The sequence below is a fragment of the Phaeodactylibacter xiamenensis genome (assembly GCF_965229835.1).
Classification (GTDB): Bacteria; Bacteroidota; Bacteroidia; order Chitinophagales; family Saprospiraceae; genus Phaeodactylibacter; species Phaeodactylibacter xiamenensis.
In genome coordinates, this window is sequence record NZ_OZ245931.1 from 5,110,313 (window position 1) to 5,134,317 (window position 24,005).

Genomic DNA, 24,005 nt, shown 5'->3' on the forward strand with positions numbered 1-24,005 from the left:
GGCTAGGCGTTTAGGGCGGTTTCAGCCTCCGCTACCGACAATTGACCACTGATGAGGCGGGGTAGGAGGAGGTCGCGGGTGTGGCGTAGGGTTTGGTTTTGGGTTTGGAGGGTTTGTATTTGGTTAAAAAAGGCAATTGTTTTTTGATTGAACCTGTTCACAATTGACTTTTCTGGATTTAAAACAACAAGTTTAGATAACTTTCCTTTGCTCAGGTTTGTCATCGTAGAACCGGTAGCGCCAAACATCTCTATTCTTGGTTTTAATCCTTTTGCTACAAAATACAGATACTCTCGGTAAACGCTTTCATTAGGTATGATGCTATTAATTTGCTGGTTTGTGGCTCCTTTCGAGCTTGAAATAGCAACTACGCCAGCGGTACCTATACAGCTTATCATTATGCTATTCTCAGGTATACTGTTGCTGGATATTTCCTTTAGACCAGTGTCTGATAATGCTTCTTCTGTACTGTTTATAAAAACACCTCTGTGAATATCAGGAGTTTTATAGAATGGAAATTTAGTACCATAGAAATGCTCAACTTTTTTGGAAGGTGTCTTGCCAGTAATGATTTTACCAAAGAACTTTAAAGGCTTCACCTCCCACCCCTCCGGCACCCCTTTCCGCACCTTAGTCTGCGCATAGCCCGGGAAGCGCAGGCGCACAAACCACTCCTTGTACAGCTGCTCGGCCGTCTGCTCCAGCAGGGCGATGCGGCGGTTGTTGACCTCGATGAGCTCGTCGTAGGCGGAGAGGAGATCGGCGATGCGGGTTTGGAGGGGGAGGGGTGGGAGTTTAAATTTAAGGGATAGAAGCTTTTCCAAACTCAAGTTATCCTGTGTAGCTCCCTGAGATATGGATTGCATCTGAAGTTTATACGTTTCCAAGCAGTACTTTACAAACCTGACATCAGCTTTGTTTTCGTCTGCAATGAATCCTATTATGCTGTCCGGGAAACAGGCTTTTATCTTTAGAATAGCAGTCTCAGCAATATTCGCTGCTATGGTGATGCATAAGGTGCCTTTGTCCCAAAGCTTACTTTGAGCAAGTCCTTTTTCATTATAAGTCTGCGAATAGCTTGTAACGTAAAACTCCGCCTTTCTGATATCACCGGTTTGAATAAAAGGATACTTCCCTCCGTAGAGACTAACATCATTTCTTGGTCGATGGCGCGACCTACCGCGCCCGACAGAACCTAATTCGTCTAAACTGTAAAGGTTCTTATCACTGCTCATTCATCAATTCTTTAAGGTTCACCGAAATCGTATCCGCCAGCTGTGCCGCCTGTGCATTAAGGCCGCTGAGTTCCGCCTCCGCTTTTTCCAGCTCCTCGTAAAACTCCTCTTCCGTCAGCCCGTCTTCTTCAATCACTACGCCCACGTAGCGGCCAGGGTTGAGGGAGAAGTCCTGCTCTTCGATCTCCGCCAGGTTCGCCGCTTTGCACAGCCCGGTCACATCCTCGTACTGCCCCTCGGGGAAGCGCTGCTGCAGCCACTGCACCTGCTTGAGGAAGTAGATGGGCGATTTGCCATCGGTTGCCTCCGTGTGCTGCGGCTCCCGGTTGATCTGCTCATTGGCCCACTCCAGGTAGGCATCGAGGGCGGCGCGTACGGCCTTGAGTTTGGGCAGGGCTTTCCAGTTGGCGTCGTTGCGGTCGCGCAATTCCTTGTCGGCCCGCTTGTACTTTTGCTCCAATGCCCGGTACGCCCGCTCCAGGGTTTTACGAGCCTGCCGCTTTTCGGTTTCAAAGGCAGTGAGGGATTCGGCGACAGCCTGCTGTGCGGCATTGCTGTGGTCGTCTCCGCTGAGGTAGGCTTGCAGGGCCTCTGCTGCCGCTTCGTGGGCATCGAGGTAGGTGCTTTTTGGCGAAAGCCGCAGGTCCTCGTCCAGCTTTTCGTCCTGTACCAACTGCTGCTGTGCATCATCGAGCTCCGCCTGCTGCACCCAGGTACGGAACGCCTCCGCCAGAGCATTGAAGGTCGTAAGGTAGCCCTCATATTGCGTGCGGATTTGGCGAAAGCCTGCCCCTGCCTGCTCCAGGTAAGTATGTATGAGGTCATGGAAGCGGTCGGTATCGCCCCGGTACAGGCGCGTGATCGTCGCCAGGTTCCACACCTGCTCCTGCGTGAATTCCCGCGTGGCACGGTCCACCTGCCGGTACACATTGCGCGCATCGATGAAGAGTACCTCCACCGGCTGCCCGCTGTCCGGCTCTACCATACGGCCTTTGTCAAAAAACCAGAGCGAGGCTGGCAGGGTCACGGTGCTGAACATATTGGAAGAGAGCGTCACCATCTGCGAGATCAGCCCCCGCCGCACCAGGTTTTCGCGTATGTCCCGCTCCGAGTGGCGCGCATCCGAGGCCGAGTTGGCCATGACGAGGGCCGCCCGCCCCTCCGGCTTGAGGGAGGTGGCAAAGAGGTTGATCCAAAGGTAGTTGGCATTGGGCACCAGGTTTTCCTCCCCCTCCTTTTTCTTTTTGCTTTTGGATTTATTCTGCGGGATGCCGTAGGTGCTGAAGCGTAGGTCGTCCTTCACCCGGTCGTAGTTCACCTCCTTGACGTTGAAGGGCGGATTGGCCATCACATAGTCGAACTGCCCGAAGGAATCAAAAGGGTTCTCATAGTAGGCATTGGCCTGCTTGATGTCGCCCCGCAGCCCGTTCACCACGATGTTCATCTTGGCCAGCTTCACCGTCTCCAGCGTCTTCTCCGTGCCGTATACAAAGAAGTCTTTGGTATCGGTGCTGTGCAGCTCCTCCCGCCGCCGGTCGATAAAGTGGGACGACTGCACAAACATACCGCCCGAGCCGCAGGCCGGGTCAAAGATCGTGCCCTGATACGGCTCAATCACTTCCACCATGTACTTCACCACGGAGGTAGGCGTAAAGAACTCGCCTCCGCCCTGCCCCTCGGCCATGGCAAACTTGCCGAGGAAAAACTCGTAAATATTCCCAAAGATATCGCCCGAGGCCTCCCGCGGGATGTCCGCAAAGGTGCGCAGCAGGGATTTGATCAGCGCATTCTTGCTCATCTGCTCCCCGTCGCGCGATACCAGCCGGTCGTACTCATCCTTGGGCAAAGTATCCCGCAATTCCTCCCGGTAGGATTCAATCGCTTCCATGGCCGCCTGTATGGCTTTGGCTCCGTCCTCGCTCTCCGGCAACTTGAGCAGGTAGTCGTAGCGCGCCTGCTCCGGCAGGTAAAACCCACACTTCTCGATAGCAATCTCGTGCACTTCCCGCTGCCGTCGGCTTCCTTCCTGTGCCTTCAGCTCCGCCTGTATGGCCTCCTCCGCCAGGGCATACTTATTATCCGCAAAGCGCAGGAAGATAATACCCAGCACGGGCGTAGCAAACTCGCTCAGCTTGAGGTCGGAGTCGGAGCGCATGCGGGTAGCTGCGGCCCAGAGGTTGTCTTTTAGCGTTTTGAGCTGTTCGGTGGTCATTCGGTATAGTTGATTTCGTCTTTGAGTTGTTGGATGAGTTCTTGCAGGGATTTGGCCATGGTACTGTCGTGAGCGGTAAAGAGATAATGGGTGAGGGGAAAGATAGGGAGGAAAATTGGGTTGGGCAAGGAGAATATTAAACAATGCTGGATGATCAACTAATCAAGCTATAAACGCTTACTGGTTTTAAGTAAGCAATTTATATTGTACCGTTGCAGGAAAACGTATTCAACATGCAAGGGGCTGTTCAGTAAGAATACATTTATATTTGGCTTTTGAAAATCTCGGTTATGACAAAAAAGCAATTTAGGCTACTGGGCTTTATTATTTGTAGTGGTGCTGTTGCCTGGTATGTCTATTTTCACAACCAATTTTATACGCACCTAAGAACGGATAATATGGAAGCACTGACTGCCTTTAAGTCAGATCATATTAAAGGCTTTAGAGGTCAGCAGATATTAGTTCATAAAGACTTTGAAGAATCGCTCGCCCGCCTGGAAACTTATGCAGCAGCGCAAGAAATCACCCTAATGGTCAATCAAAGCTACCGAAAGCAGGGTCAAAAAGTAAGCCGAGCTGTTGTTAACCCTGCAAACCGGTCAAATCATTTGATTGGTTTTGCCATAGATGCCAATATCAGTTATCAAGGAGTCAAGTATTTTGCCGCCAATCTAAAGCGCAGTAAACTGGATCAGTTGCCCGAGCCCATTTCAAATTTTATTAAAGCGGTCAGAAAAGATAAGTCTCTCAGATGGGGTGGAGATTTCAGAAAACAAGATCCCGTTCATTTCGATGTACCTATCAACCTTACCCGTCCTAAAACCTGGGAGGCTTACTTTAAGCGCTGTCAGAAAGATGTGGAGAATGCATCTTATGTATGGGAGTTTTGGAAGCTTTAAAGAATTTATTATCAATTAAACCCAATCTGCTCGGGCAGCATAGCCAGCTTGCCAAATTCAACAGCTCCATCAGAGAAAATAATTGCCAGGGCGATCAGGAAAGCAGCGATAAAAATATCCTTCGCAGCAACTACCCAGTCCTCATCTGTTACCGGGAGCAGGTATGCTGAAAAGTTGGACAGTAGCACTATGATAATTTGGAATAGGGCGATAATACCATACTGAATAGCAAGCTCTTTGGCCAGCGTCAGATTTGGAGCTTCTGGCATTCGGGCGGATTCCCAAAGTTGGAAGATTAGCTTCAGGTTAGGTAGAAAAGCTTCTATCAGAAAAGCGCTACCTACTGCAAAAGTGGCGGCCTTAAGCGCCATAGCGGTCCGATTGGTGGCTCCAAGGATTTGGACATAGAGCAGGGATGTCAGAAACAGAAATAAAGCCGATCCCAATAAAATAGATGCTTGTACCATGGTTTAATTGTTGTTCTCTGCTATAATTATATTCCAGAATTGTAGCTGATCACTCTGAGGAGGCATTGTGCCTAAACGCCAGCCAGGTGAAGTAACTTCCCAAACATAAAAGTTGTCGCCCTCGAATGGCATTGACGCCCCCCGGGCATTCGGATAGTCGAGTGCAAGCATAGCGTGTTGATAGAAAAGACTACCTATTATTGCAACATCGTACCCAAACTCCCTCAAGACGAGGTACAATAATAGCGACTTGGTATCACAGTCACCTTGTAAAGAAGCCAGGAATTCAGTTGGGGTGTACACACCATACCGTACATCTTCCTGACAAGGTATGTTTGTTGGAGGACAAGGCTGCTCAAATAGGAGTGCATACTCCAACTGCTGGACAAGACTGACAACAGCCTCCGCAAAGGCTAGGTCATCCAGATTATTTGATGACCTTATCGAATCCAACTGACTTATAAAGCTGGATAAATAAAGCTCTTCCTGAGGCAGCATTTTATTAAAAAGCAGGCTAAAGTCTTCGTCTCGTTGGATGGGGAGGTTAATTGACTCTCGCTTTCTTTTGGAGTTTTGTATGTCTTCAGGGATCAGATCAAATGTAATCTGATATCGGTTTCCGGAAAAATCGACCCATCTCAAAGTTTGTGAAATGGCAGAGCTGTCGTTTTCTGGAGTTGATTTTTCAATTTCGACAGGTGGTGTATTCGTAACGGCGGGTGCCTGTCTGGGGACCGGATCATAAGTACTTCCAGCTCTGGAAGCAGAAGACGGTGAGGAGAATAGTGCGAACAGAACAGGAATGGCGAGTACTAATACAGCCAGCCCAAGTATACTCGTACTCTTTACGAGTGACCTGAAATTGCCTAGAATGTAGCTGGCTGCTCCGACAACCAGGACGAATGGTAACCAGAACAATACAAAGGGAAGAGCCTGTCCGATGAGGATATAACCTAACCAAATGACAAAAGCGGCTCCAGCGAGATAAAACAAAAGAGTGATAACAGTTATCAATGCATTTGTCAACCAAGTGCCAAGTCTCTGGGGAAGGAGGTTAAATAGTACTGCAAGAAGGCCTATCCCGCATAGTGTAAGTAGCAAAAATGGGGGTATGACACTTAGCAGGCCCAGGAGCAAAAAGAAAAGAAGAGCCCAGCCTAAAAGCCCGAACACTCCACTTATAATATGTTTGAGGTCTACTGAAGCTTTAGGCCTCTTCCTTTCACTTTGGGTTGTTGGTAAAACAGGTATCGCTTTGTAGCCAGGAAATGTTCCCTGAATCCCAAGGCTGGGAATGGAAATCGGATTATAACTAAACTTCCTTTCCTCCACCTGAAGAGCCACTGTTGCGTACAGCGTTCCATATACCTGCCCTCCCATTTCGGAGACTTTCTCCAATGTGATGTTGTAGGCAGTAACCTCTTTGGGTGAGATTTTGTACTGACCGTCCCTGTTGGCAGGACTGATTAGTATTGCGCAATTTATGCTTAGTTGCTGCGCACTTTGGGAGTCGACGATGGTATCTATAAAGGAGGCATCAACGACCCTAGCCTTCTTTATCTCAGCTTTATAAGTCGTGATTTCAAACTCAGTGACGCCTTTTGATGCAGAGCTTGCTGCCTTACCCTTGTATTCAGCAATTAGTTGCCCGACTAAGACATATGATCTAATATGTACGGGGTAGGTCTTCATCTACGAACAATGCTTAGAGACCCAGGTCTTAAATTCAGTTTCGCCTTCTGAATAATCTCTGATGATAATAGGCTTGTTGTTGAAGGGAGGGTCTAGACAGGTTTCGAAATAGGTTATTGACTGGCCTGTTACCTCCAGCATCTGTTTTTGATATTGCGTTCTAAAAGCATCATACTCTTTGGTAATCAAGTCTCGCTCGAACTCAACCTCTTTTTTGTAGTATGCAGAACTGTCCTTTGTGAAGGCTTTGATCAATATAGGGAAAAGGAAAACAACACTTAGCAGCAAAGTGAAAATCCATGTTTCGGGGAAGTATTTGTGTAGTATTCTAAACCGTTCTACCAGATTGTTAGAATACGAAGAAGTCTCTTTGAAGCTTTCAATGTATTCTTGCTTCTTTTGAAAGAACCAGGTTCGTAACCTTTTGGATGATTCAATCTGATTATTAAGCCGCTGTATGCTGGACTGAGTGATTGCTATCAGGCTATCTGATGCATGCGGTAAGTTAGGATCAAGGAGTTCTTCCTGACTTGATTTCTCCTGAGCGAGTACCTCCATTTGGTACTGGTAGTAGTTGATTTTGGCATCAATAAAGTCTAGCCATTCCTCATTTAACTTTTGTTCGCTAATTGCCTCGTTTTCCTGGATAATAACTTCAATCTGATCCTCATACAACAGTATCTCAAAGGGTTTAATGATAATGATGATGAGTAACATTAGAAAAGTCGCTCTCAGGAAAGTGGAAATTGCCGAACCAATAAATGTGCCGGAAATCCCTGATTGTCTAATAGATATGGTGTTTAAGATCAGTCGGAACAGATTAGAGAAGTTCCATCCAAGAACACCCCCGATCACGACAGCGGCAGTCCAACTAAGCGTCACCAGATAGGCTAAGTAGCCTATGGAGAAGAAGGCAAATGCGATCACGGTCATTGAAATGAATCCATAAATGGCGAGTCGTATCTTTTCGCCATTGGGACTTTCTTTCAATAAGCTTGGGTCGATATTGTAGAAAAGCCAGAATTGCCGTATCAACCACATATTTATGTGTTTTTAACGGTATCAATATAGTCGTATGGATTCTGATCGATCTTTTCCTTCTCCTTTTCTTTCCACTTCTCAATAATGTAGTCCTTTAACTCTTCGTGCGCTTCTGTGAGTTTAACCTGCTCACTAATGTGTCTTTGCGCTTTATGGTAGACGACTAAATCCTGCTGTTTACCTTTTTTATCTTTATAATACCCATGTTTGATTTCAATACCCTCCCTGGCATTGATCAATTCTTTATAGTTATCGCTCAGGTAATCATAAGGGCTCTTAATGAGCATTAACTTAAAGAATATAGGGGTGAGCTCAATAGCAACAAAAAGTAGCGTGATGAATAAAGTAATCCAAATTCCGGCAATCTCATGAGCTAGCTTAATTCTTTCCAGTAGGCCATCAAGACCACTTGCGATTTTGTCTGATGTATTTATTTTATCCTTTCGTTCTTGCTCAATAGCCGTTATTTGGGCGTAGGTAGAATCAATTAGGGGTTGGTTTTTTGCCATAATTGCATTAAGAGCAACTTCCGCTCTAGTAGTTCTGGCAAGTATCGCCTTAGCAACAGGACCAGGTCCCACCTTATTTCCTCTCTTTCCTTGAGTTTCATCTACATACTCCTGCTCAAGTTCGGTGAAGCGCTCTTGCTTTTGTTCAATTTCAGCTTTCCAAACCTCAATTTTTTCATTGAGCTTGTCAATTCTAGGCTGGTATATGGTGTCAAGGTTTGCAATAAAATCAGCTTGTGCTTTTTGTTGCTCCTTTACAAGTGCAACGTCTATTTCAGATTTGAAAATTCTAATTTCCAGAGGTTTGGAAATCGTGATTGCTATGATGATCCCCATGATTATCCTGGGGAGTGCACCAATGAGTTCTTCCCTCGTAATGGCTTCCGTTCCGTCGCCCTGCCCGGTACTCGTAACGATAAACCGATCAATATTAAATATAATTGTCCCCCAAATAATGCCGAAGACAACAGCAAGAATGGCGGTCTGTGAATCTGTGCCGTATTCTATAGCAGAGCCTTTGGGCTCGAATATGGTGTAGAAGGCATATCCACCAGCAATTCCGGCAAGCAATCCAGTGGCAACAACAATTCCACCAAGACAGGCATACTTCACATGCTCGCGATAGTCACATTTGCTCAGAATTGCACTGTCAGCACCACACGCCTTCCAAAAAAGGCGCATAAAGAACCCGGGTTTGTGGGGTTGGTAGTTTTCCATTATTATATGTTTGTTTGGGTCGTTACTTGAAAATATCTATTTCAGGCAGCTCTATTTTTACGGCTAGTTTTTCAGTTTGTTTCAATTGGCCAGCCAGGTCTACCTTTACATTCATCGGCTTATACTCAAATGAATTGCCAGTAAAGCTGAATGAGCTTAAGTGAGCTGGAAAATGGTCTGATAATACTTTTGGAAACTGGGAAGTTGGCTTTGCGCCAGAAGTTGCAGATAGCCTCGGAGTCGTTTGTAAAACAGGTTTCGAAATGATGATTTCCGCTTTTCTTACACCCAAAAGGCCAAAAGCAGTCACATGGATCTTTCCTCGAAAGTCCTTGGGGATGTCTATTTTGCCTTTAACCGGAAGTAGGCGTGAACTGAATGAAGTTTTTACAAATAGAGCATTTCTGGCATCCCAGAATAGTACGATGTCATCATCCGGGTATCGCATAAGCCCGCTGGTCGCAGCCAGGGTATCAAATCGTGGTTTTTTTAGAATGTGCATATTGATGAGCAGTGACATATAAGAAGGATCATATTTTACAATGATCATGGCTAAAGATAATTAAAAGCTAAATAATCGAATGGCCGAATCTGATTATTCTGCTTGAAAATTATATTTTTGACTTAGTACGCAACGTTACTCGTGGTATCTCCTGACTAACTCAAACAGTAGTGCAATATATTAACCCTTTTTCATTACTGCCTTATCAGCCTCATCTACCTCTTTCAGAGCAGGAGTTAGAGGCTTGTGTAATCCAGATTCGGAAAGCTTGTCAGGATGTAGATGTCAATTTATTAGATACACTGGTCTATAACTTTCGGTTTCCCAAGTATCAGGAACTATACTTAAAGGTTTATAATGATACGCCATTGCATCTTTTTCTATTAGAAGGGGATCTGGAGCTTTTTAAAAGGAAAGGTGCGCTGGAGCTTGCATCTGAATCCAAAGGCTACTTAAGGTTTTGGAAAAAGTTTTTTGTCTGGAGGTTCAATATCGAAGCAGGTCAAGCTTACTTTGACAGGGATATCAGAAAGCTTGATTTATTGCAAAGACACCCATTCGATTTCACCGATGATGAAGTTCAAGTTGCGTACGCAGACATAAAAAAACTAATTGAACAAGACCTTATTCGTCTGGGAAAGCTAGAGAGTGATTATAAAGAAAAGTGGTTGAACAGTGATGAAGTACTCCAAGAGACAAAAAAAGCTATTTCAGTAGGTGTTATAAACAAGCTTCCTTCAAAATTAAGTGGGCTGAAAGAAGCTATAGCCTATCGTCTCCTTGACCTTTCTATTTTGGTATATAATGATGGGGACTCTTACTCTAATGCTGCGGTAATTTTAGAGATGGCGCAAAAAATAGATATTGGAGATGAGTCAGAGGATGATCTCTACGCGTACCAAGCCCAATTAAAGGAGTACACCAAAACAGCTTACTTACTCGAAGAATACAAGCAATTGATTGAGCAGCACCTGACTAACATCAGTTCATTTCAGGAGATTGTCAATCAGATAGAAAAAGGAGATCAGGTCACGCTTTCCACGCTTTCTGGTATTGTAGGGACGGGAAGGTTGCTGGAAACGCTTCATGAGATGCCTTCTCGATTCCATTTTTTTGGAAAGGAATACTATAAAGGGCTGAGAATTTTTTCGGCTCATGCCTGGAATATGCATGGCGACTCTGAAGAGGCGCTTCGATATATTGAAGTTGCTGAAAAACTACCAATAGATGAGGAGCGATTGAGCCAACTGCAGATAGATAAGGCTGATTTGCGGGAGAAATCGGAGCGTTTTGCTTCTTCTAATAGTTATCAAAGTGAAAGAGCTTATTACAACAGAAACACTGCAAACTATGAAGACACTGGGGGCAGTAGCCTTTTTATCCCAGCAGTCATTATTGGTTTAGCATTGCTTGTATCGATTGCGGCACGATGGGAAGGGCTACCAGCGTTGGAGTGGCCTGGTTTAGGAAAAGGCTCTAATACCACAGTAGCAGAAACAGGTAATCCTGAAGCAAGAGGCTCCAGTGATATCCCTTCCAATCCCGAATCAACAGTTTCCGAAACTAGAGACGAGTCAAGTGAAGAACAAACCATCGTCTCGAATAGCATGGTGTCTCAATTGGAGACAGGTGATTCTCCTTATCAAGCAGTATTTGGTAAGGATAAGAAAGATTATTCTGCACAAAGCTTTATGCAGATTCGGAATGATAGTGGGATGGATGCGGTAGTCTGCCTAAAACAACGCGGTACTAATGAGGTGGTCAGAAATAAGTACCTAAAAAATGGAGAAACGATTACCATAACCAATGTCCCTTCCGGAGATTTTGAGCTGATGACATTTTACGGCATCGGCTGGAATGAGAATATTTCCTTTTCCTACGATGGTAAAACTTTTCAAGGCGGGTTTTTGGAAAGCTTCTTTTTGGTAGAAGGAGATGGAGGAAGACAATACTGGGAAATGTACGATGTTGGGGGCAGTTTTACGAGCTACAGGGTTGAGCTTAAAAGATCCTCTTCGGCTCTGATATCAAATATAGAGGAGCTACCCTATGGGCTTTTGAGCTGGAATCTAAATGGGTTTGGCCGTTCTGTAGAGCCTGCTGAGTTAGATGTGGTGAGCAGTATCATTAGTAAGTTTGACATTGCTGCGCTTCAGGAGTTGCATATCAATGAAGAAGGCGCTAATGTAATTGAATTACTCACTGAAAAGCTAAACAGCATTGAAAGTGGCTGGTCCTACGCAATTAGTGATCCTATCTCAAATATTCCTTACAGATCGGAGCGGTATGCTTTCGTTTGGAAATCAAAATATGTAGTCCCGGCGGGAACTGCCGCTTTAGAGGAATCTCTTGAGCAAACCATTATCTCAGAACCTTTCACCGGTCAGTTTGAGGTGAGGGGGCATCAAATCGTCTTAGCGAACTTTTGCAGTAAAGCTGTTCAATCGAAATCCCTTGAGGAATTAAAAGGGGTCACGGAACTGAGAGAAAAATATCCTGGCCAAAAGTTAATTATATCCACGACATTGAAAAAGAGTTCGTCCCCTGACCTATTTAAGTCTATTTCGGGATTTGGATACCATGCCTCACCACGGTATTTGGGCACAGAGCTTCGTGCAACCTGCTCTGATGAACAGTACACCAGACTATCTTCAAACTTTATTCTATCTCCCAATCCAATATCTGATATTCCAGGAAGTGGATTGGTTGACTTTGTCGAAAGTTGCGAGGGCTTATCGAATGCCCGGAAGATATCAGACTATTTGCCTGTTTGGATTAAGCTTGATGAAGGGGGGGCGCCAGTTGTGGTTAGGTGACAATTATGTTTTTATATGAGCTTGAAAACTGTAACAGCCCCCTAAATACTCTGACAAAAGTCTAAAAACTTTTTTAGAGATTTAGATATGGAAAAGCAAGAAAACAGAGGCCGGAAATTCAGCAAAAAGGAGAAGCTGGAGATTCTGGATGAAGCTAAAGCTTATGGGGTCAAAGTAACTTTGGCGAAGTATGATGTGTACCCTGCAACGTACTATTACTGGAAAAAGCAGTATCAAGCTGATGGTGCTGATGGCTTAGACCATAGCGTAGCTAAGGCCAACCGGAGCCGGATACGAGAGCTGGAAAACGAACTGGTCCATTACAAGCTCATGCTTGCAGAAGAGCAGTTGAGAAGCCGGTTAAAGGATGAGCTATTGAAAAAAAAGTACCCAGAGTTGAGAAAATAATGTTAGCAAAACAATACATGTCGCTGGGTTTGATGCGGGATGAAGTGTTAACGATAACGGGGCTTACCCGCCATGATTTATACTATCAGCCAACGGGCCGAAAAGTAGGCAAGCAAGCCACCCATTGGACACTGTTCAAAGACCCAGTAACTCAACTCTTAACGCGTCGTAGTAACGAGGAAGTAGTCACCGGTATTATCTCTATTTTGGCTGATAAAGATTTGCCAAATTGGTATCGTTTGGTGAGTGCTACTTTACAAGTCCGAGGTTGGTATATCAACCATAAAAAAGTGTACCGGCTGGAACAGGAAAATGGCCTTTTGTGTAAGGCCAGAAAACGTAAAGGGCGTAATTTTGTCCAGTACCGCAGAGTATGCCCGCAAGGCCCATTAAGGATCATTGAAATGGATATCAAGTACGTCTGGGTAGCTGGAAAGTCCTGCTACGCCTACGTCCTGACGATATTGGATACTTTTACTCGCTTTGCCTTACATTGGGCTGTAGGCTACGTCATGAAGCAAGAACAGATCAAGGATGCCTGGGATCAGGTCATCGTGAAATACTTGCAGCCAGCGGACTTGCTCAAAGCTCAAATCAGCGTCGAAATACGCAATGATAATGGCAAGCAATTTTGCAGTAAAATGGTCCAACAATACTTTCGGGACAATCACCTTAATCAGGTTTTTACGCATCCTTACACGCCCGAGGAAAATGGCCACGTAGAGAGCTTTCACAAGACCTTAGGCAGCTCTTTGAAAGGAGCCTATTTCCACACGCTCAAAGACTTGGAAAACCGGTTGAATAAGTTCTACCAGACTTACAATAATCATCGCCAGCATAGCTCTATAGCGATGCTCAGTCCGAGTATGTTTTGGGCACTCTGGGAGGATAACCAAATCGAAATGGAAACCTTCGATAAAAAGAAAGCTCGGTTCAAATTGAGGCTAAGTCTTCAGGATGTTTTATCTTGGAAAGAGATACACCGCTATGACTGTTCCTTCGGGTAATCAGAACCAGCAGGTGTTCCTCGCAATAATGAGGTTCCCTCGATGGGGCCTCATTATTAAAAACGTAATGGTAGGCCTACGCATTACTACCTTCGGTACAATCGTCACCGTTGGTGTTCTCGCAGAGCAAAGATAATACCATCACGAATGATTATTATTCACTAATAGAATTTTGTCCGATTCTTAGGGGGCTGAACCAACTTGATTGAGCGGATCAATATGGTAGCGAGATATGTAAAATACTTTTTTATATTCCCTTTTTCAAGAGATTGTTAATCTGATTGTATCTTCTAAAGCCGATTGTGTATTCCGATCCCATTGCCCCTATGGTCTTTCGTTGTTTTATCCTTTTATAGAGGTTGAACCAAAGATTTGGTGCAGAAAATATTTCGACTCTTGCTGTGTTTTAATTGAAAGGCTCTTCCTCCGTGTATGAGGAAAGTTACCTTTATTCCGAGGGATCAATTCTTGATTCATAGAACAATAAGCAGCAGCACTTTTTCGTCTGAATAGGATATGAAAAAATCAACTCATGAGCTTCCCCTTTCGCCTATAAAAGTTACGATAAATACTAGGCACGTAATCATTTTTATTCTATTGCTCATTTGTGCTGCTCAAAATACAAATGCCCAAATCCGGTCTGAAGCTGACGTGATCAGCCGGATCGCCCGGCATTGGAATTGCCGGGAGGAAGTGTCTGTTCAGGGCGGGCGGGCAGACCTGGTCACCGCTACGCATGCCTTTGAAGTAGAGCGGGCCAGCAAATGGAAAAACAGCATTGGCCAATCTCTTTGGTACGGGCTGCAGCTCAATAAAAAGCCGGGCATCATTCTGATTATCGAAGACCGCAGCGACTACAAATATGGGATTATGCTGGGTTCAGCCCTTCAGTACGCTGGCCTTTCTGACAAAATTGATGTATATCACTATCCGGATGATTTCAACCTGTCGGGAAGTTCCGGCACATCCGGTCGTTCATCATCGAGCTACGGATCGTCCTACAAGTCTCCTTCCACTTCTACGGGTAGTTACTGGATCAGCTCAACCGGTAAGCGCCATAACAGGGGGTGCCGCTATTATCAAAACTGTAAGGGGCGGTCAGGGAGTAGCCGGGAGGGGATAGCTTGTAAAATTTGTGGTGGGTAGTCTGTCTCAGCCCCATTGATGATGTCTCAAATGTCCTCAGGCGATAGCTCTGCCGAGAGCTGCGCAGATTTACTATGCCTAAGCTTTCTTTGCCATACAGTGACGGGGGCAATGATCATGTTTAGGATATTTGACCAGCGAATTAATATGTAACGATTTTGACGGATTGGTACTGTACCCGGTAGCTGGATCTATCCTAGTGTTTATCGCCGATGAATAATTTCCAGGCTTTTCATCCTGAAATCAAGTAGGCAAAGCTACATTTAGAAAACACCTAACCACCTTCCTCCACCCTGAAAACAGGCAGAGGACTTTCCACATATGTCAGCCTGGACCGGGACGGAATATCCTTTTGGTTGTTAATCCGTTTTCTGATTGCTTTTATCGCAGCAGACTGTTCTTTTTCAATGGAAGGGGTGTGAAATTCTTTAAAGGATGCGTATAGAAACAGCGCAAGATTACTCCTTAAAGATTGGATAGACCTGCCTTTGCGTTTCTGAATTGATTTAGCAAATTTGTGCATAAAATGTAATATAACAGCCAGAGAAAAGTTACTGCCGTTAAGATACAGCTCTACTATGGGCTCAGAAATAGGTCCTGTAGGAATAGCCAAACCATATCGGAATACCTCGTCATAATCCGCTTTTGATAAAAACGAATTGCCGTCATCATCCTTTACCTCGTGAAGAAAAGCAAAGCATTCTTTAACCTCTTCTTGGGTAAGCCCAGTATCAATAAGTATGTATCCATCCGGTAAAGGGTCAGGTTTTACCTCAAGACTTTGTTTTTGATCACTTAGTTTTTCAGCCCTTTCCTGAGTCCACTTTTTTATGCGATCAATGGTCTCCTGGGTTAGAAGTTCAGCATAATCTTCGCAAACTTCTGCCAGCAAAGGTTCCAGTGGACGCTCGCAGATACTTAGCTGGTGATCTAGAAACTGAAATAATCTAGAGGGCTTTTGTTGACGGAGCGCGTAAACAAAGAAAAACGGAAAATCTGCATCCGTACTTTTAAGGGGCTCTTCAACCCACTCTCGGTGAAAAGATGTCAAATCATCGGAATTTTCCTTTAAGGAAAGCCGCAATTGTACGTTTTTACGTTCTAAGTAGGCCTTTTCCTTTCGGTAGATGGGGTCAAAAACTGTACTGTCTCGGGGGCTGATGAAATTGACCTTTTCAATAAAACTGATGACTTCCGGAAAAATGTCAAAAGGGCGATCTTCAATTAATCGTACGATTTTTTCATACTGATCTTTTTTCAAAAAAATCTGATCCAGCTCAAGGCTTAAGACGGCGCGGGCAAGATTTTTTCGATCTCTTTTGTGGCGGTAATAATCTTCCAGGGCTTTTTTCCGGAGTAGCGTTTTTTGAAATTCATCGATATAGCTACGATCGGCCTTAAAGGTATTGAGGTTCACCAGGATCTCCTCTCTGTTTTTCGTGATGTCCTTGCTAAAGGAAAATAGCTCGGCGCCTGCTTCTTCCAGTATAGTTTGTTTTTGCTCAAGCCATTTGGCTACTTCTTTAAGGGTCTTAGGCTCGAATATTTCGTTAAATTCTTTGATTAGGTCATCCAAAAAGATAAAAAAGTTTCTCTCTGAAAGATATTGATTCTCCTGGAAGTCCAAGAAATCTGATATACCTGCTACGCTAGACTGTCTCAAAGCAAATCCGAAACCTATTTTGAATATAACTGGGTGCTTTTTGAAATCAAGACTAAAAATGTCAAGTACTTTATCGATATGTTCGTCTTGGATTTCTGAGAGTTTGAACTTTCCATCAGGCCAGAGTTCACTACTCTTTAGGGAAAAAAAATGAAGAAAATGTAAAATAAAATTGTCAAATATAGCAGGAACTTGATGTTTATTAGATGCTTGAAAAAGAGCTTCTGTTATGATCAGCCTGGCAGGAGAAATTTTATTAGGATAGAGTATTAGCCTTTCGAGAAATATTGAAAGCACTCGTTCTAGGTCAGGGTCTCTGAATATACAATCTAAATTTTGGTATAAATTCTCTAGTATGGGAAATGCAAGAATTTGAGTGTCAAAATTTGAAGGGTGTAATGCCTTTTTTAGACTGCTATAGAGTGCTTTGATTCCGTTTGCGCTGGATAATCCAAGCGCAATAGACGTTTTTGCTTTTTCCCAAGTTTGTGTGATATCGGTTCCTGTGTTGAGTAGGTCGGCGTCTGTTATTATGACCTTGTTAGTATCTTCCATAGCTCGTATTATTTAGCTACAAAATAAAACTATTTTGATTGCATTATTTAACTTTTTTGGTTTTTAGCTAACTGTCCTCCCCCAAATCCACCTCCGGTATCCGCCCGGTCGCTTCTTTCTTTTTCTGATCCAGCACCCGGGCGTAAATCTGAGTGGTTTGTACGTTTTTCTGAGCCAGCAGGTCTTTAAGGACGTAGATGTCGGTACCGAAGGAGATCTGTAAGGTGGCGAAGGTGTGCCGGAAAGCATGGAAGGTGATGTGGCGGTTGATGCCCGCATTTTGCATCCATACTTTGAGGGTGGGGGTGATGTGGTTGCCGTACTTCAGTCCCTTGAAGACCTGCTCTTCCGGGGCGCCGGGCTCGCCCATGACTTTTCGCGCCTGATCGGAAATAAAAAGTGTTTCCACCCGGTTGGGCTTGTTGACGGTGAAGCGCAGGAAGTGCCCGTTGGCTTCGGAGTGCCGGACTTCCTTCCACTTTAGATCCCGGATGTCCCCGAACCGCAGGCCCGTGAAAATGGAAAACAAGGCTGCCCGTTTAAGGAGTTCGTCCGGGCATTCGGCTTTGGCCACGGCTTTGACTTCTTCAAAGGTGAGAAACTCGCGCTCGGTCTGCTCGTAGGGGATGCTTTTTACCCGGGATCCGGGATTGGTTTTGAGCAGCCCTTCTTCGTTTGCTTTGGCGAGGGCTTCCTTAAAGACATCAAAGTAGCCGGCGGCGGAGTTTTGCTTTAAGGGGCGCTGACTGTTCAGGCAGTGGGTGGACAGCATGTACTCGCGGAAGGATTTGCAGAATTTTAAGTCGATTTTCTTTAAGGGGAGGAAGCCTTCCGTGAAGCGGTAAAGATAATGGTAAGTGCTGCGCCAGCTTTGGTAGTTGCGCTGGATTTTCTCGCGGTGCTCTACTTGCGCTTTAAGGAAATTTAGGAAATCCTCGTTCCCGGAGTATTTGGCCAGAAAGTCATAATTCCCTTGCTGCAGCTCAATCTGACGCTGTGCGCAAATGGCTTTGGCCATCTGTTTGGTCTCCCGGTTGTGCTCGCGCTCTTCCTCGTCCCGTGGGCGCTGATAGAGGAAGAGTTTTAGGAATTCCCGGCGGGTGGGCTTCCCGGTGTCCGGATGGGGGACAGCGGGGTAAAAATCCAGGTACAAGCGGATCCGGTTGCCTTTAAGCTTCTTCTTGCGGAGCGTTACTTTCATGTCGTTTGGTTGAGGAGGTGGTCAATATCGGCTCTGAGGAGGAGCGTGCGGTCTTCGTTTTTGTGATAGGGGAGGCTGCCGTCTTTAAGCAGCCGGTAAATCGTGCGTTTGCTGACGCCCAGCAGCCGGGAGGCCTCAAGGACAGTCAGTATGGGCTTCTGGTTCAGTTGCGCCTGATTGGTTGTACGGCCGTACGAACGGATCAGCCCGTAGTCTTTGAGCATCGTCGCGAGCAGTGCCGGTTGCAGCCCCAGGGCTTTTGCAGCAACGGTAATCTGCTCCTGTGATATGGAGTGGGGGAGGGTAAAGGAGTTGCTATGCTGTTCGGTTTTCATAAGGCCTACTTCATGAGTTCATCAATATCAGCCCTGCGTATGATCGTACGGGTGCCGAGCTTACGCTTTGGAAGGGTGCCACTTTCCAGCAGCCGGTACAGCGTACGCCTGCTGATGCCAATCAGCAGGGCGGCTTCGCCTACGTTTAAGAAGGCTTTCTGGTGGAGTACGCCGAGGTCAACGTCCGGGCCGGGCAGCCTCACCGTTTTCTGTACCTGCGTCTGTTTGACAGCCTGTTTGAGCTTCTCTTCCCGCTTGCGCTTTTTGTACGCCCGGCGGTTGCAGGTGTGCGAACAGTACCGGGTCACGGTGGTCTTCGCTTCGAAGGGCTCCTGACAGTGTTCGCAGATTTTGGTTACGCGTATGTTTGAGGACATAAATGCAGATTTTATAATTTCCCCCAAATGGGTGCCATTTGTGTCATAGTATGTCTTGCTATGCCATATTGTGCCATAATTTCTCCCATTTGTATCTATCGCTAAAATAGGTACAAATTCTCAAATGATAGGTACAAACGGGGTACAAAAGAAGTCGAAAACAGGCATAGGAGGGTGATATCAGGCAAATGAATATATTTGCATAAATCGTTGAAAAAGCGTATCTTGAATGCTAGTTAATGGTGGTGAGTGGGCGTTGATTTTCGCCTTTTACTTCCCGATACAAAACCTTCCAAAAATATTCCCCAACAAATCATCCGTGCTGATTTCCCCTGTAATTTCCCCCAAATGGTGTAGCGCCGCCCGGATATCCATCGCCACAAAATCGGCCGTAATGCCGGAAGACAAGCCCTGCAGCACGCGGTCAAGGTCTTCGTAGGCCTTTTGCAGCGCTTCGTAGTGGCGGGCGTTGGCGACGATGGTGCTCTCCAGATTGATTTTCTTTGAGAGCACAGCGTCGTGCAGGCTCTCTTTGAGGTAGTCGATGTTCATCTTGTTGAGGGCGGAAACGGGTACCCAGTGATAGTCAACGGTACTGTTCTCCGGAAAGTAGTGCTCTTTTTTGGTGTAGGGGTTGAGGTCCATCTTGTTGGCGACGACCAGAACGTGGATGTTTTCGTGCACGAGTTTTTCCAAGTCGGCGCGGACTTCTTCGGGCTGCGTGTCCACTACATCGAAGACGTAGACGAGCAGGGCGCTGGATTGGACTTTCTGCATCGTCTTCTCTACCCCGATAGCTTCGATGGTGTCGGTAGCGTCGCGGATGCCGGCGGTATCGATGATGCGGAACTGCACGCCTTGGATGTTGAGGACTTCCTCGATGGTGTCGCGGGTGGTGCCGGCGATCTCGCTGACGATGGCGCGCTCCTCGTTGAGCAGGGCGTTGAGGAGGGTGGACTTCCCGGCGTTGGGCCGGCCGGCAATGACGGTGCTGACGCCGTTTTTCAACACATTGCCCAATTGGAAAGAATCGAGCAGGGCTTTGATGATGCGCTGTATCTGCTGTACCAGGGCTTCTAGCTTGCTGCGGTCGGCAAATTCCACGTCTTCTTCGGAAAAGTCGAGTTCCAGCTCGATCAGGCTGGCAAAGTCGATCAGTTCCTGCCGCAGTTTTTTGATCTCATCTGAAAAGCCGCCGCGCATCTGCTGCATGGCAATGGCGTGGCTGGATTTGGAGGAGGAGGCGATCAGATCGGCCACCGCTTCGGCCTGACTGAGGTCCATCTGCCCGTTGAGGAAGGCGCGCAGGGTGTACTCCCCGGGGTTGGCGGTGCGGGCGCCTTTCTGAATAAATAACTGCATCAGCTCCTGTATGATGTAGTCGGAGCCGTGGCAGGAAACTTCCACCACATTTTCACCGGTATAGGAACGGGGCGCAACGAACACGGTAGCCAGCACCTCATCCAGTATACGGCCTTCATCATTGTGTATGGTGCCGAAATGCACAGTGTGCGAGGCCTGTTGCTCCAGGTCTTTTCCGTGAAATACGCTGTTGGCAATCCGGATAGCGTCTGGTCCGCTGAGGCGAATAACACCGATGGCGCCTATGCCTGAGGGCGTGGCTAATGCAACAATCGTATCCGTAAGGTGGTGGCTCATGAATAATACTATTTGATTTCAACAACAGCAGACTGCCGTTTTGGGTTGGGAGACCGGCAAACTTACGGATAAGAACGGTAAATACAACAGCCCGCCTCGGCAAGGGCCAAAGCGGGCTGCTTCTATCGTTTGCTTTGCAGTAGCTTAGTTTTTCGGGTCAAAGAGGTCGAACTCTACCCGGCGATTACGGCGGTGGCCGGATTGGGTGTCGTTCGTAGACCTGGGCTTTTCGCCTCCGTAGCCTTTGTAGGTCATCCGGTCCGTACTAATGCCTTGCTGCTGCAGGTATTCCATGCAGGCTTTGGCACGGAGCATCGACAGTTGCTTATTGGCTTCCGGGTTGCCCTGATTGCTGGTATGCCCCTCAATCTTAAGATGATAGGTGGGGTAGCGTTGCATCAGCTGGGCGACCAGGTCCAGAGTCTGATGAGAGGAGCTCAGCAGGCTGTAGCTGCCCTGATTGAAGCTCACGTTGTCTACAGCCGTTTTGAGTACCTGCTTGTCCGCTACACTAAGTTCCGGGCAGCCCTGACGGCTCTTCGGCCCGGCTACCTGCGGGCAATCGTCAATATCGTCGGTCAGCCCGTCCTCGTCGGTATCCGGGCAGCCTTTGGCTTCTCCCGGCTTCTCGGGGCAAAGGTCCTCGTGGTCGGCATAGCCATCACCGTCGGTATCCGGGCAGCCTCTAATGGTGCCGGCTTGGTCCGGGCAGCGGTCTTCTGCATCAAGGAAGCCATCCTTGTCCCGGTCGGGCGTTGGGCAACCTTCGTACTTTGACAGCCCTGCCTCATCCGGGCATTTGTCTTTGTCGTCCCCAATCCCATCTCCATCGCTGTCGCGGCAGCCATGGAAGGCTTTGGTGCCAGGAATACTCGGGCATTGGTCTTCAGCATTGGGAATACCATCGCCATCCGAGTCCAGGTTGGTATCATTGGGGGCCGGGCAGCCTTTGTGCTCGGGCGTGCCTTTCTCGTAGGGGCATTGGTCGTGCTGATCAGCAATGCCGTCTTTGTCGATATCCTTGCAGCCATTTAGATTCGGATCGCCGGGCAGGAATGGGCAGTCGTCTTCGACGTTGGGTACACCATCTCCGTCACTGTCTACCGTAGGGTCGTTGGGATCGGGTGGTGGAGGGCAGCCATCATCTTTTAGAGCTCCTTTTTCATACGGGCAGCGGTCTTTGGAATCCGGGAGACCATCCCTATCGGTATCCCGGCAGCCATTGAACTCTGCTACACCAGCAATGGTCGGGCAGTCATCCACGGAATCCAGTATGCCATCTCCATCGGAATCGGCACAACCATTGGTGGCTTTGGAGCCAGGGATTCTTGGGCACTCGTCTTCATGATCAGGAACGCCGTCTTCGTCCATATCCGGACATCCTTTTGTTGCTCCGGGGCCTTCCATATCCGGGCAATCATCAAGGCGGTCGGCAATGCCATCTCCATCGCTGTCCGGGCACCCCAGATTTTCTTCAGAGCCCCAGCTATCGGGGCAGGGGTCTTTGTGGTCCGGAAAGCCATCGCTGTCCTTGTCCTGTCCGGTCATACGGTATGCAATACTGGCACCAGCCATGCTATACCAGTCGTTGCGGTTGGGGTTGCCAGTAGCACTTACGCCGTCGAGGTAGTCGTTGAAGACAGGGCGGAAGCCAAACTCGAAGGAGAACAGCAAACGTTCGCTTAGGTCCATATTGACGCCCACGCCAAGGGGAAAGGCTACCTGTGTGTTCGTCGTGTTTTGCTGGTCCCGTGCTGCCTTTTCTTCCATAGCCGGATCTCCCATGACGCTGGAATAATCGGTGGTAAGGTCTGTCATGCCCACGCCAAACCCGGCGAAGGCATAGGGCGAGATGGTCCGGCTGAACCCGCCCCGGTCACCGTACCGTTTGTGGCCCCAGAAATCCCACTGCCCGACGACTGCAATTTCGTTGATCGTGGACTCAAAGCTGAGCCCGCGCTGCGCAAGCTCTTCAGAATCCATATCAGACCCTTCCAGCTTGCCGCGAAGGTAGCTGGCGCGGATACTCAGATTGCGGCTGGCATTGTAACGGATGAAGCCGCCGTAAGCCAGGTTAGTACGGTTGAATTGAATAAAACGGGTGTCGACAAGATCGCCGTAAGCATTCGCCGCCCCGGCAAACAGCCCCACTTCCCAGGGCGCATAATTGTGGACGGTAAGTGCTTCTTCGGGTGTTGCTTCTTTGCGGTTTGCTTCCTGTGCCTGTAGCTGCAAAACAGCCACCAAAAAGGCACCCATGATTAGTGCTTTTAAAGAGAAAAAATGTTTCATAGTGTTGAAAAGTGTTGTGCCTTTGCTAAGGCCGGCAACATGCAGAAGGGGAAGAAACCGGTTGGGGTTGGGAGTTTGAATTCTTTGCATAGGTGATCCGCTTACTTTAGCAAAGTAGTTAGTTAATGGAATTACGGTACAGGGGGTAACGGGGGGAAGTCACCTGTTTTTTGGTAGCGCTGCTTCACCAGTTACACTACCAGCGTCTTGTAGGCTTGGAATGGGGCGTGGTTTATTTTGTAAGAGTAGCGGCGATGGATAGACTAATTACGGCTGAGCATTGCAAAAGTTACAATTGCCTGGGCTCGCTTGCTGATTGTATGCTCCACAAATGTAGATTTTTTATATGGAAAAATAAAACGATGCGAGGTGGTTTTTCAAACAGAAGAATGGGCCTATCAGGCTTTGATTAACATTGCATGCTGCGCGTCGACGAGTACCTCTACCCGGTCACCGGGCTGCAGGCGCCGCAGGTCCTCCATCGTTGCCGGGACGCGCAAGACATTAGTGCCAATAAGAACGCTGACGGAAAATCCACTGCCGGCCTCTTCCAGTTGCAGTACTTCTCCGCTCAGCCTGAACGTTCCATCGCTAACATTCGCATACCGAACGGTTTCCGGCAGGTCGGGCTGAGAAATCTTGCCCTGCCTGAGAGAGATAACCCGGTCGGCAAGTTTAAAAATCTCCCGGTGGTCATGGCTGACGAGCAGCGTGGTGAGGGAGAAGGCCTGATGGACCTGCAGGATGTAGTTCTGCAGCCGCTCCCGCATACGGTTATCCAGGGCGGAAAGCGGTTCGTCCAGTAAGAGGAGCTTGGGACGGCGGACCAGCGCCCGGGCCAGGGCGACCCGTTGTTGTTGCCCACCTGATAATTTGGCCGGATAACGGTCGAGCAATTGCTCCAGTTCTGTGATGCCGATCAGCTCATCGATGATGACTTTCGATTGTCCTTTGCCCAGCCCGTATTCCAGGTTTTCGCGTACTGTCATGTTGGGAAAGAGGGCGTATTCCTGAAAAACCAAGCCAACTTTCCGCTCTTGTATAGGCAGTTGGATACCCCGGGCGGAGTCCAGCCAGACCGTATCATCCACCAGAATGCGTCCCTCCTCGGGCTTTTCCAGCCCTGCCAGGAGGCGCAGCAGGGTGGTTTTTCCACTCCCCGAAGCTCCGGTGATGGCCAGAAATTCCCCAGTCAGAATATCCAGTTGGATATCCAATGTCATGGGGCCTGTGGCCGCGTGCAGGGCTTTGCGCAGTGAGGTCTGAATCATA

General features: G+C 47.3%; 20 protein-coding genes. 5 read left to right on the forward strand and 15 right to left on the reverse strand.

Annotated features, from left to right (window positions below):
* Positions 1-2 precede the first annotated feature (2 nt).
* From ACO08I_RS19500 to ACO08I_RS19510, 3 genes are read right to left on the reverse strand one after another with little or no spacing between them, the layout of a single operon-like run.
* Positions 3-1,235, reverse strand: a complete 1,233-nt coding sequence (locus ACO08I_RS19500; protein WP_421946832.1) for a restriction endonuclease subunit S — start codon at positions 1,233-1,235, stop codon at positions 3-5.
* A complete protein-coding gene (locus tag ACO08I_RS19505) occupies positions 1,225-3,447 on the reverse strand; it encodes an N-6 DNA methylase (RefSeq protein WP_421946833.1) in 2,223 nt (740 codons plus the stop codon). The genes ACO08I_RS19500 and ACO08I_RS19505 overlap by 11 nt, the downstream gene beginning before the upstream one ends.
* The gene (locus ACO08I_RS19510; protein ID WP_421946834.1) at positions 3,444-3,575 is read right to left on the reverse strand and encodes a hypothetical protein; all 132 of its coding nucleotides are present in this window, start codon (positions 3,573-3,575) and stop codon (positions 3,444-3,446) included. The genes ACO08I_RS19505 and ACO08I_RS19510 overlap by 4 nt, the downstream gene beginning before the upstream one ends.
* Before the next feature lie 162 nt (positions 3,576-3,737).
* Between ACO08I_RS19510 and ACO08I_RS19515 the strand changes: the two genes are divergently transcribed.
* Entirely contained in the window at positions 3,738-4,346 is a 609-nt protein-coding gene (locus ACO08I_RS19515; protein WP_421946835.1) for a M15 family metallopeptidase, read from the forward strand.
* 11 nt (positions 4,347-4,357) lie between these two features.
* Here the strand turns inward: ACO08I_RS19515 and ACO08I_RS19520 are convergent, their stop codons facing one another.
* Genes ACO08I_RS19520 through ACO08I_RS19540 form a run of 5 tightly spaced genes read right to left on the reverse strand, consistent with a single transcriptional unit; the run spans position 4,358 to position 9,292 of the window.
* Complete coding sequence (locus ACO08I_RS19520; protein WP_282783845.1) at positions 4,358-4,813, reverse strand: hypothetical protein; 456 nt, start codon at positions 4,811-4,813, stop codon at positions 4,358-4,360.
* 3 nt (positions 4,814-4,816) lie between these two features.
* Entirely contained in the window at positions 4,817-6,505 is a 1,689-nt protein-coding gene (locus tag ACO08I_RS19525) for a MerC domain-containing protein (protein WP_421946836.1), read from the reverse strand.
* Positions 6,506-7,546: a DUF4407 domain-containing protein gene (locus tag ACO08I_RS19530; RefSeq protein ID WP_421946837.1), complete on the reverse strand. Its 1,041-nt coding sequence runs from the start codon at positions 7,544-7,546 to the stop codon at positions 6,506-6,508.
* Between the two features lie 2 nt (positions 7,547-7,548).
* Entirely contained in the window at positions 7,549-8,772 is a 1,224-nt protein-coding gene (locus ACO08I_RS19535) for a DUF4407 domain-containing protein (protein WP_421946838.1), read from the reverse strand.
* A 22-nt stretch (positions 8,773-8,794) separates the two neighbouring features.
* Positions 8,795-9,292, reverse strand: a complete 498-nt coding sequence (locus tag ACO08I_RS19540) for a hypothetical protein (protein ID WP_421946839.1) — start codon at positions 9,290-9,292, stop codon at positions 8,795-8,797.
* Between the two features lie 152 nt (positions 9,293-9,444).
* Here ACO08I_RS19540 and ACO08I_RS19545 point away from each other — a divergent pair, with 152 nt between their 5' ends.
* The 4 genes from ACO08I_RS19545 (at position 9,445) to ACO08I_RS19560 (ending at position 14,651) form a co-directional block, all read left to right on the forward strand.
* Complete coding sequence (locus ACO08I_RS19545) at positions 9,445-12,090, forward strand: hypothetical protein (RefSeq protein ID WP_421946840.1); 2,646 nt, start codon at positions 9,445-9,447, stop codon at positions 12,088-12,090.
* A gap of 87 nt (positions 12,091-12,177) precedes the next feature.
* Entirely contained in the window at positions 12,178-12,498 is a 321-nt protein-coding gene (locus tag ACO08I_RS19550; RefSeq protein WP_421946841.1) for a transposase, read from the forward strand.
* Positions 12,498-13,505: a transposase gene (locus ACO08I_RS19555; RefSeq protein ID WP_421946842.1), complete on the forward strand. Its 1,008-nt coding sequence runs from the start codon at positions 12,498-12,500 to the stop codon at positions 13,503-13,505. The genes ACO08I_RS19550 and ACO08I_RS19555 overlap by 1 nt, the downstream gene beginning before the upstream one ends.
* A 651-nt stretch (positions 13,506-14,156) precedes the next feature.
* Entirely contained in the window at positions 14,157-14,651 is a 495-nt protein-coding gene (locus tag ACO08I_RS19560; RefSeq protein WP_421946843.1) for a hypothetical protein, read from the forward strand.
* Positions 14,652-14,925: 274 nt separating this feature from the next.
* Here ACO08I_RS19560 and ACO08I_RS19565 read toward each other — a convergent pair whose 3' ends face one another.
* The 7 genes from ACO08I_RS19565 to ACO08I_RS19595 form a co-directional block, all read right to left on the reverse strand.
* Positions 14,926-16,869 carry a hypothetical protein gene (locus ACO08I_RS19565; RefSeq protein ID WP_421946844.1) on the reverse strand — a complete coding sequence of 648 codons (1,944 nt, stop codon included), beginning with the start codon at positions 16,867-16,869 and terminating at the stop codon, positions 14,926-14,928.
* Between the two features lie 67 nt (positions 16,870-16,936).
* Positions 16,937-18,070 (reverse strand): phage integrase SAM-like domain-containing protein, encoded by a 1,134-nt coding sequence (locus tag ACO08I_RS19570; protein ID WP_421946845.1) that lies wholly within the window; start codon positions 18,068-18,070, stop codon positions 16,937-16,939.
* Complete coding sequence (locus ACO08I_RS19575) at positions 18,067-18,405, reverse strand: helix-turn-helix domain-containing protein (protein WP_421946846.1); 339 nt, start codon at positions 18,403-18,405, stop codon at positions 18,067-18,069. The genes ACO08I_RS19570 and ACO08I_RS19575 overlap by 4 nt, the downstream gene beginning before the upstream one ends.
* 5 nt (positions 18,406-18,410) lie before the next feature.
* Positions 18,411-18,782, reverse strand: a complete 372-nt coding sequence (locus ACO08I_RS19580; RefSeq protein ID WP_282782903.1) for a helix-turn-helix domain-containing protein — start codon at positions 18,780-18,782, stop codon at positions 18,411-18,413.
* Positions 18,783-19,052: 270 nt separating this feature from the next.
* Positions 19,053-20,441 carry a tRNA uridine-5-carboxymethylaminomethyl(34) synthesis GTPase MnmE gene (mnmE, locus tag ACO08I_RS19585; RefSeq protein WP_282782905.1) on the reverse strand — a complete coding sequence of 463 codons (1,389 nt, stop codon included), beginning with the start codon at positions 20,439-20,441 and terminating at the stop codon, positions 19,053-19,055.
* Positions 20,442-20,585: 144 nt separating this feature from the next.
* A complete protein-coding gene (locus tag ACO08I_RS19590) occupies positions 20,586-22,700 on the reverse strand; it encodes a DUF6089 family protein (protein WP_421946847.1) in 2,115 nt (704 codons plus the stop codon).
* A gap of 431 nt (positions 22,701-23,131) precedes the next feature.
* On the reverse strand, positions 23,132-24,004 hold the full coding sequence (locus ACO08I_RS19595; RefSeq protein ID WP_282782908.1) for a sulfate/molybdate ABC transporter ATP-binding protein: 873 nt from the start codon (positions 24,002-24,004) through the stop codon (positions 23,132-23,134).
* Position 24,005 lies beyond the last annotated feature (1 nt).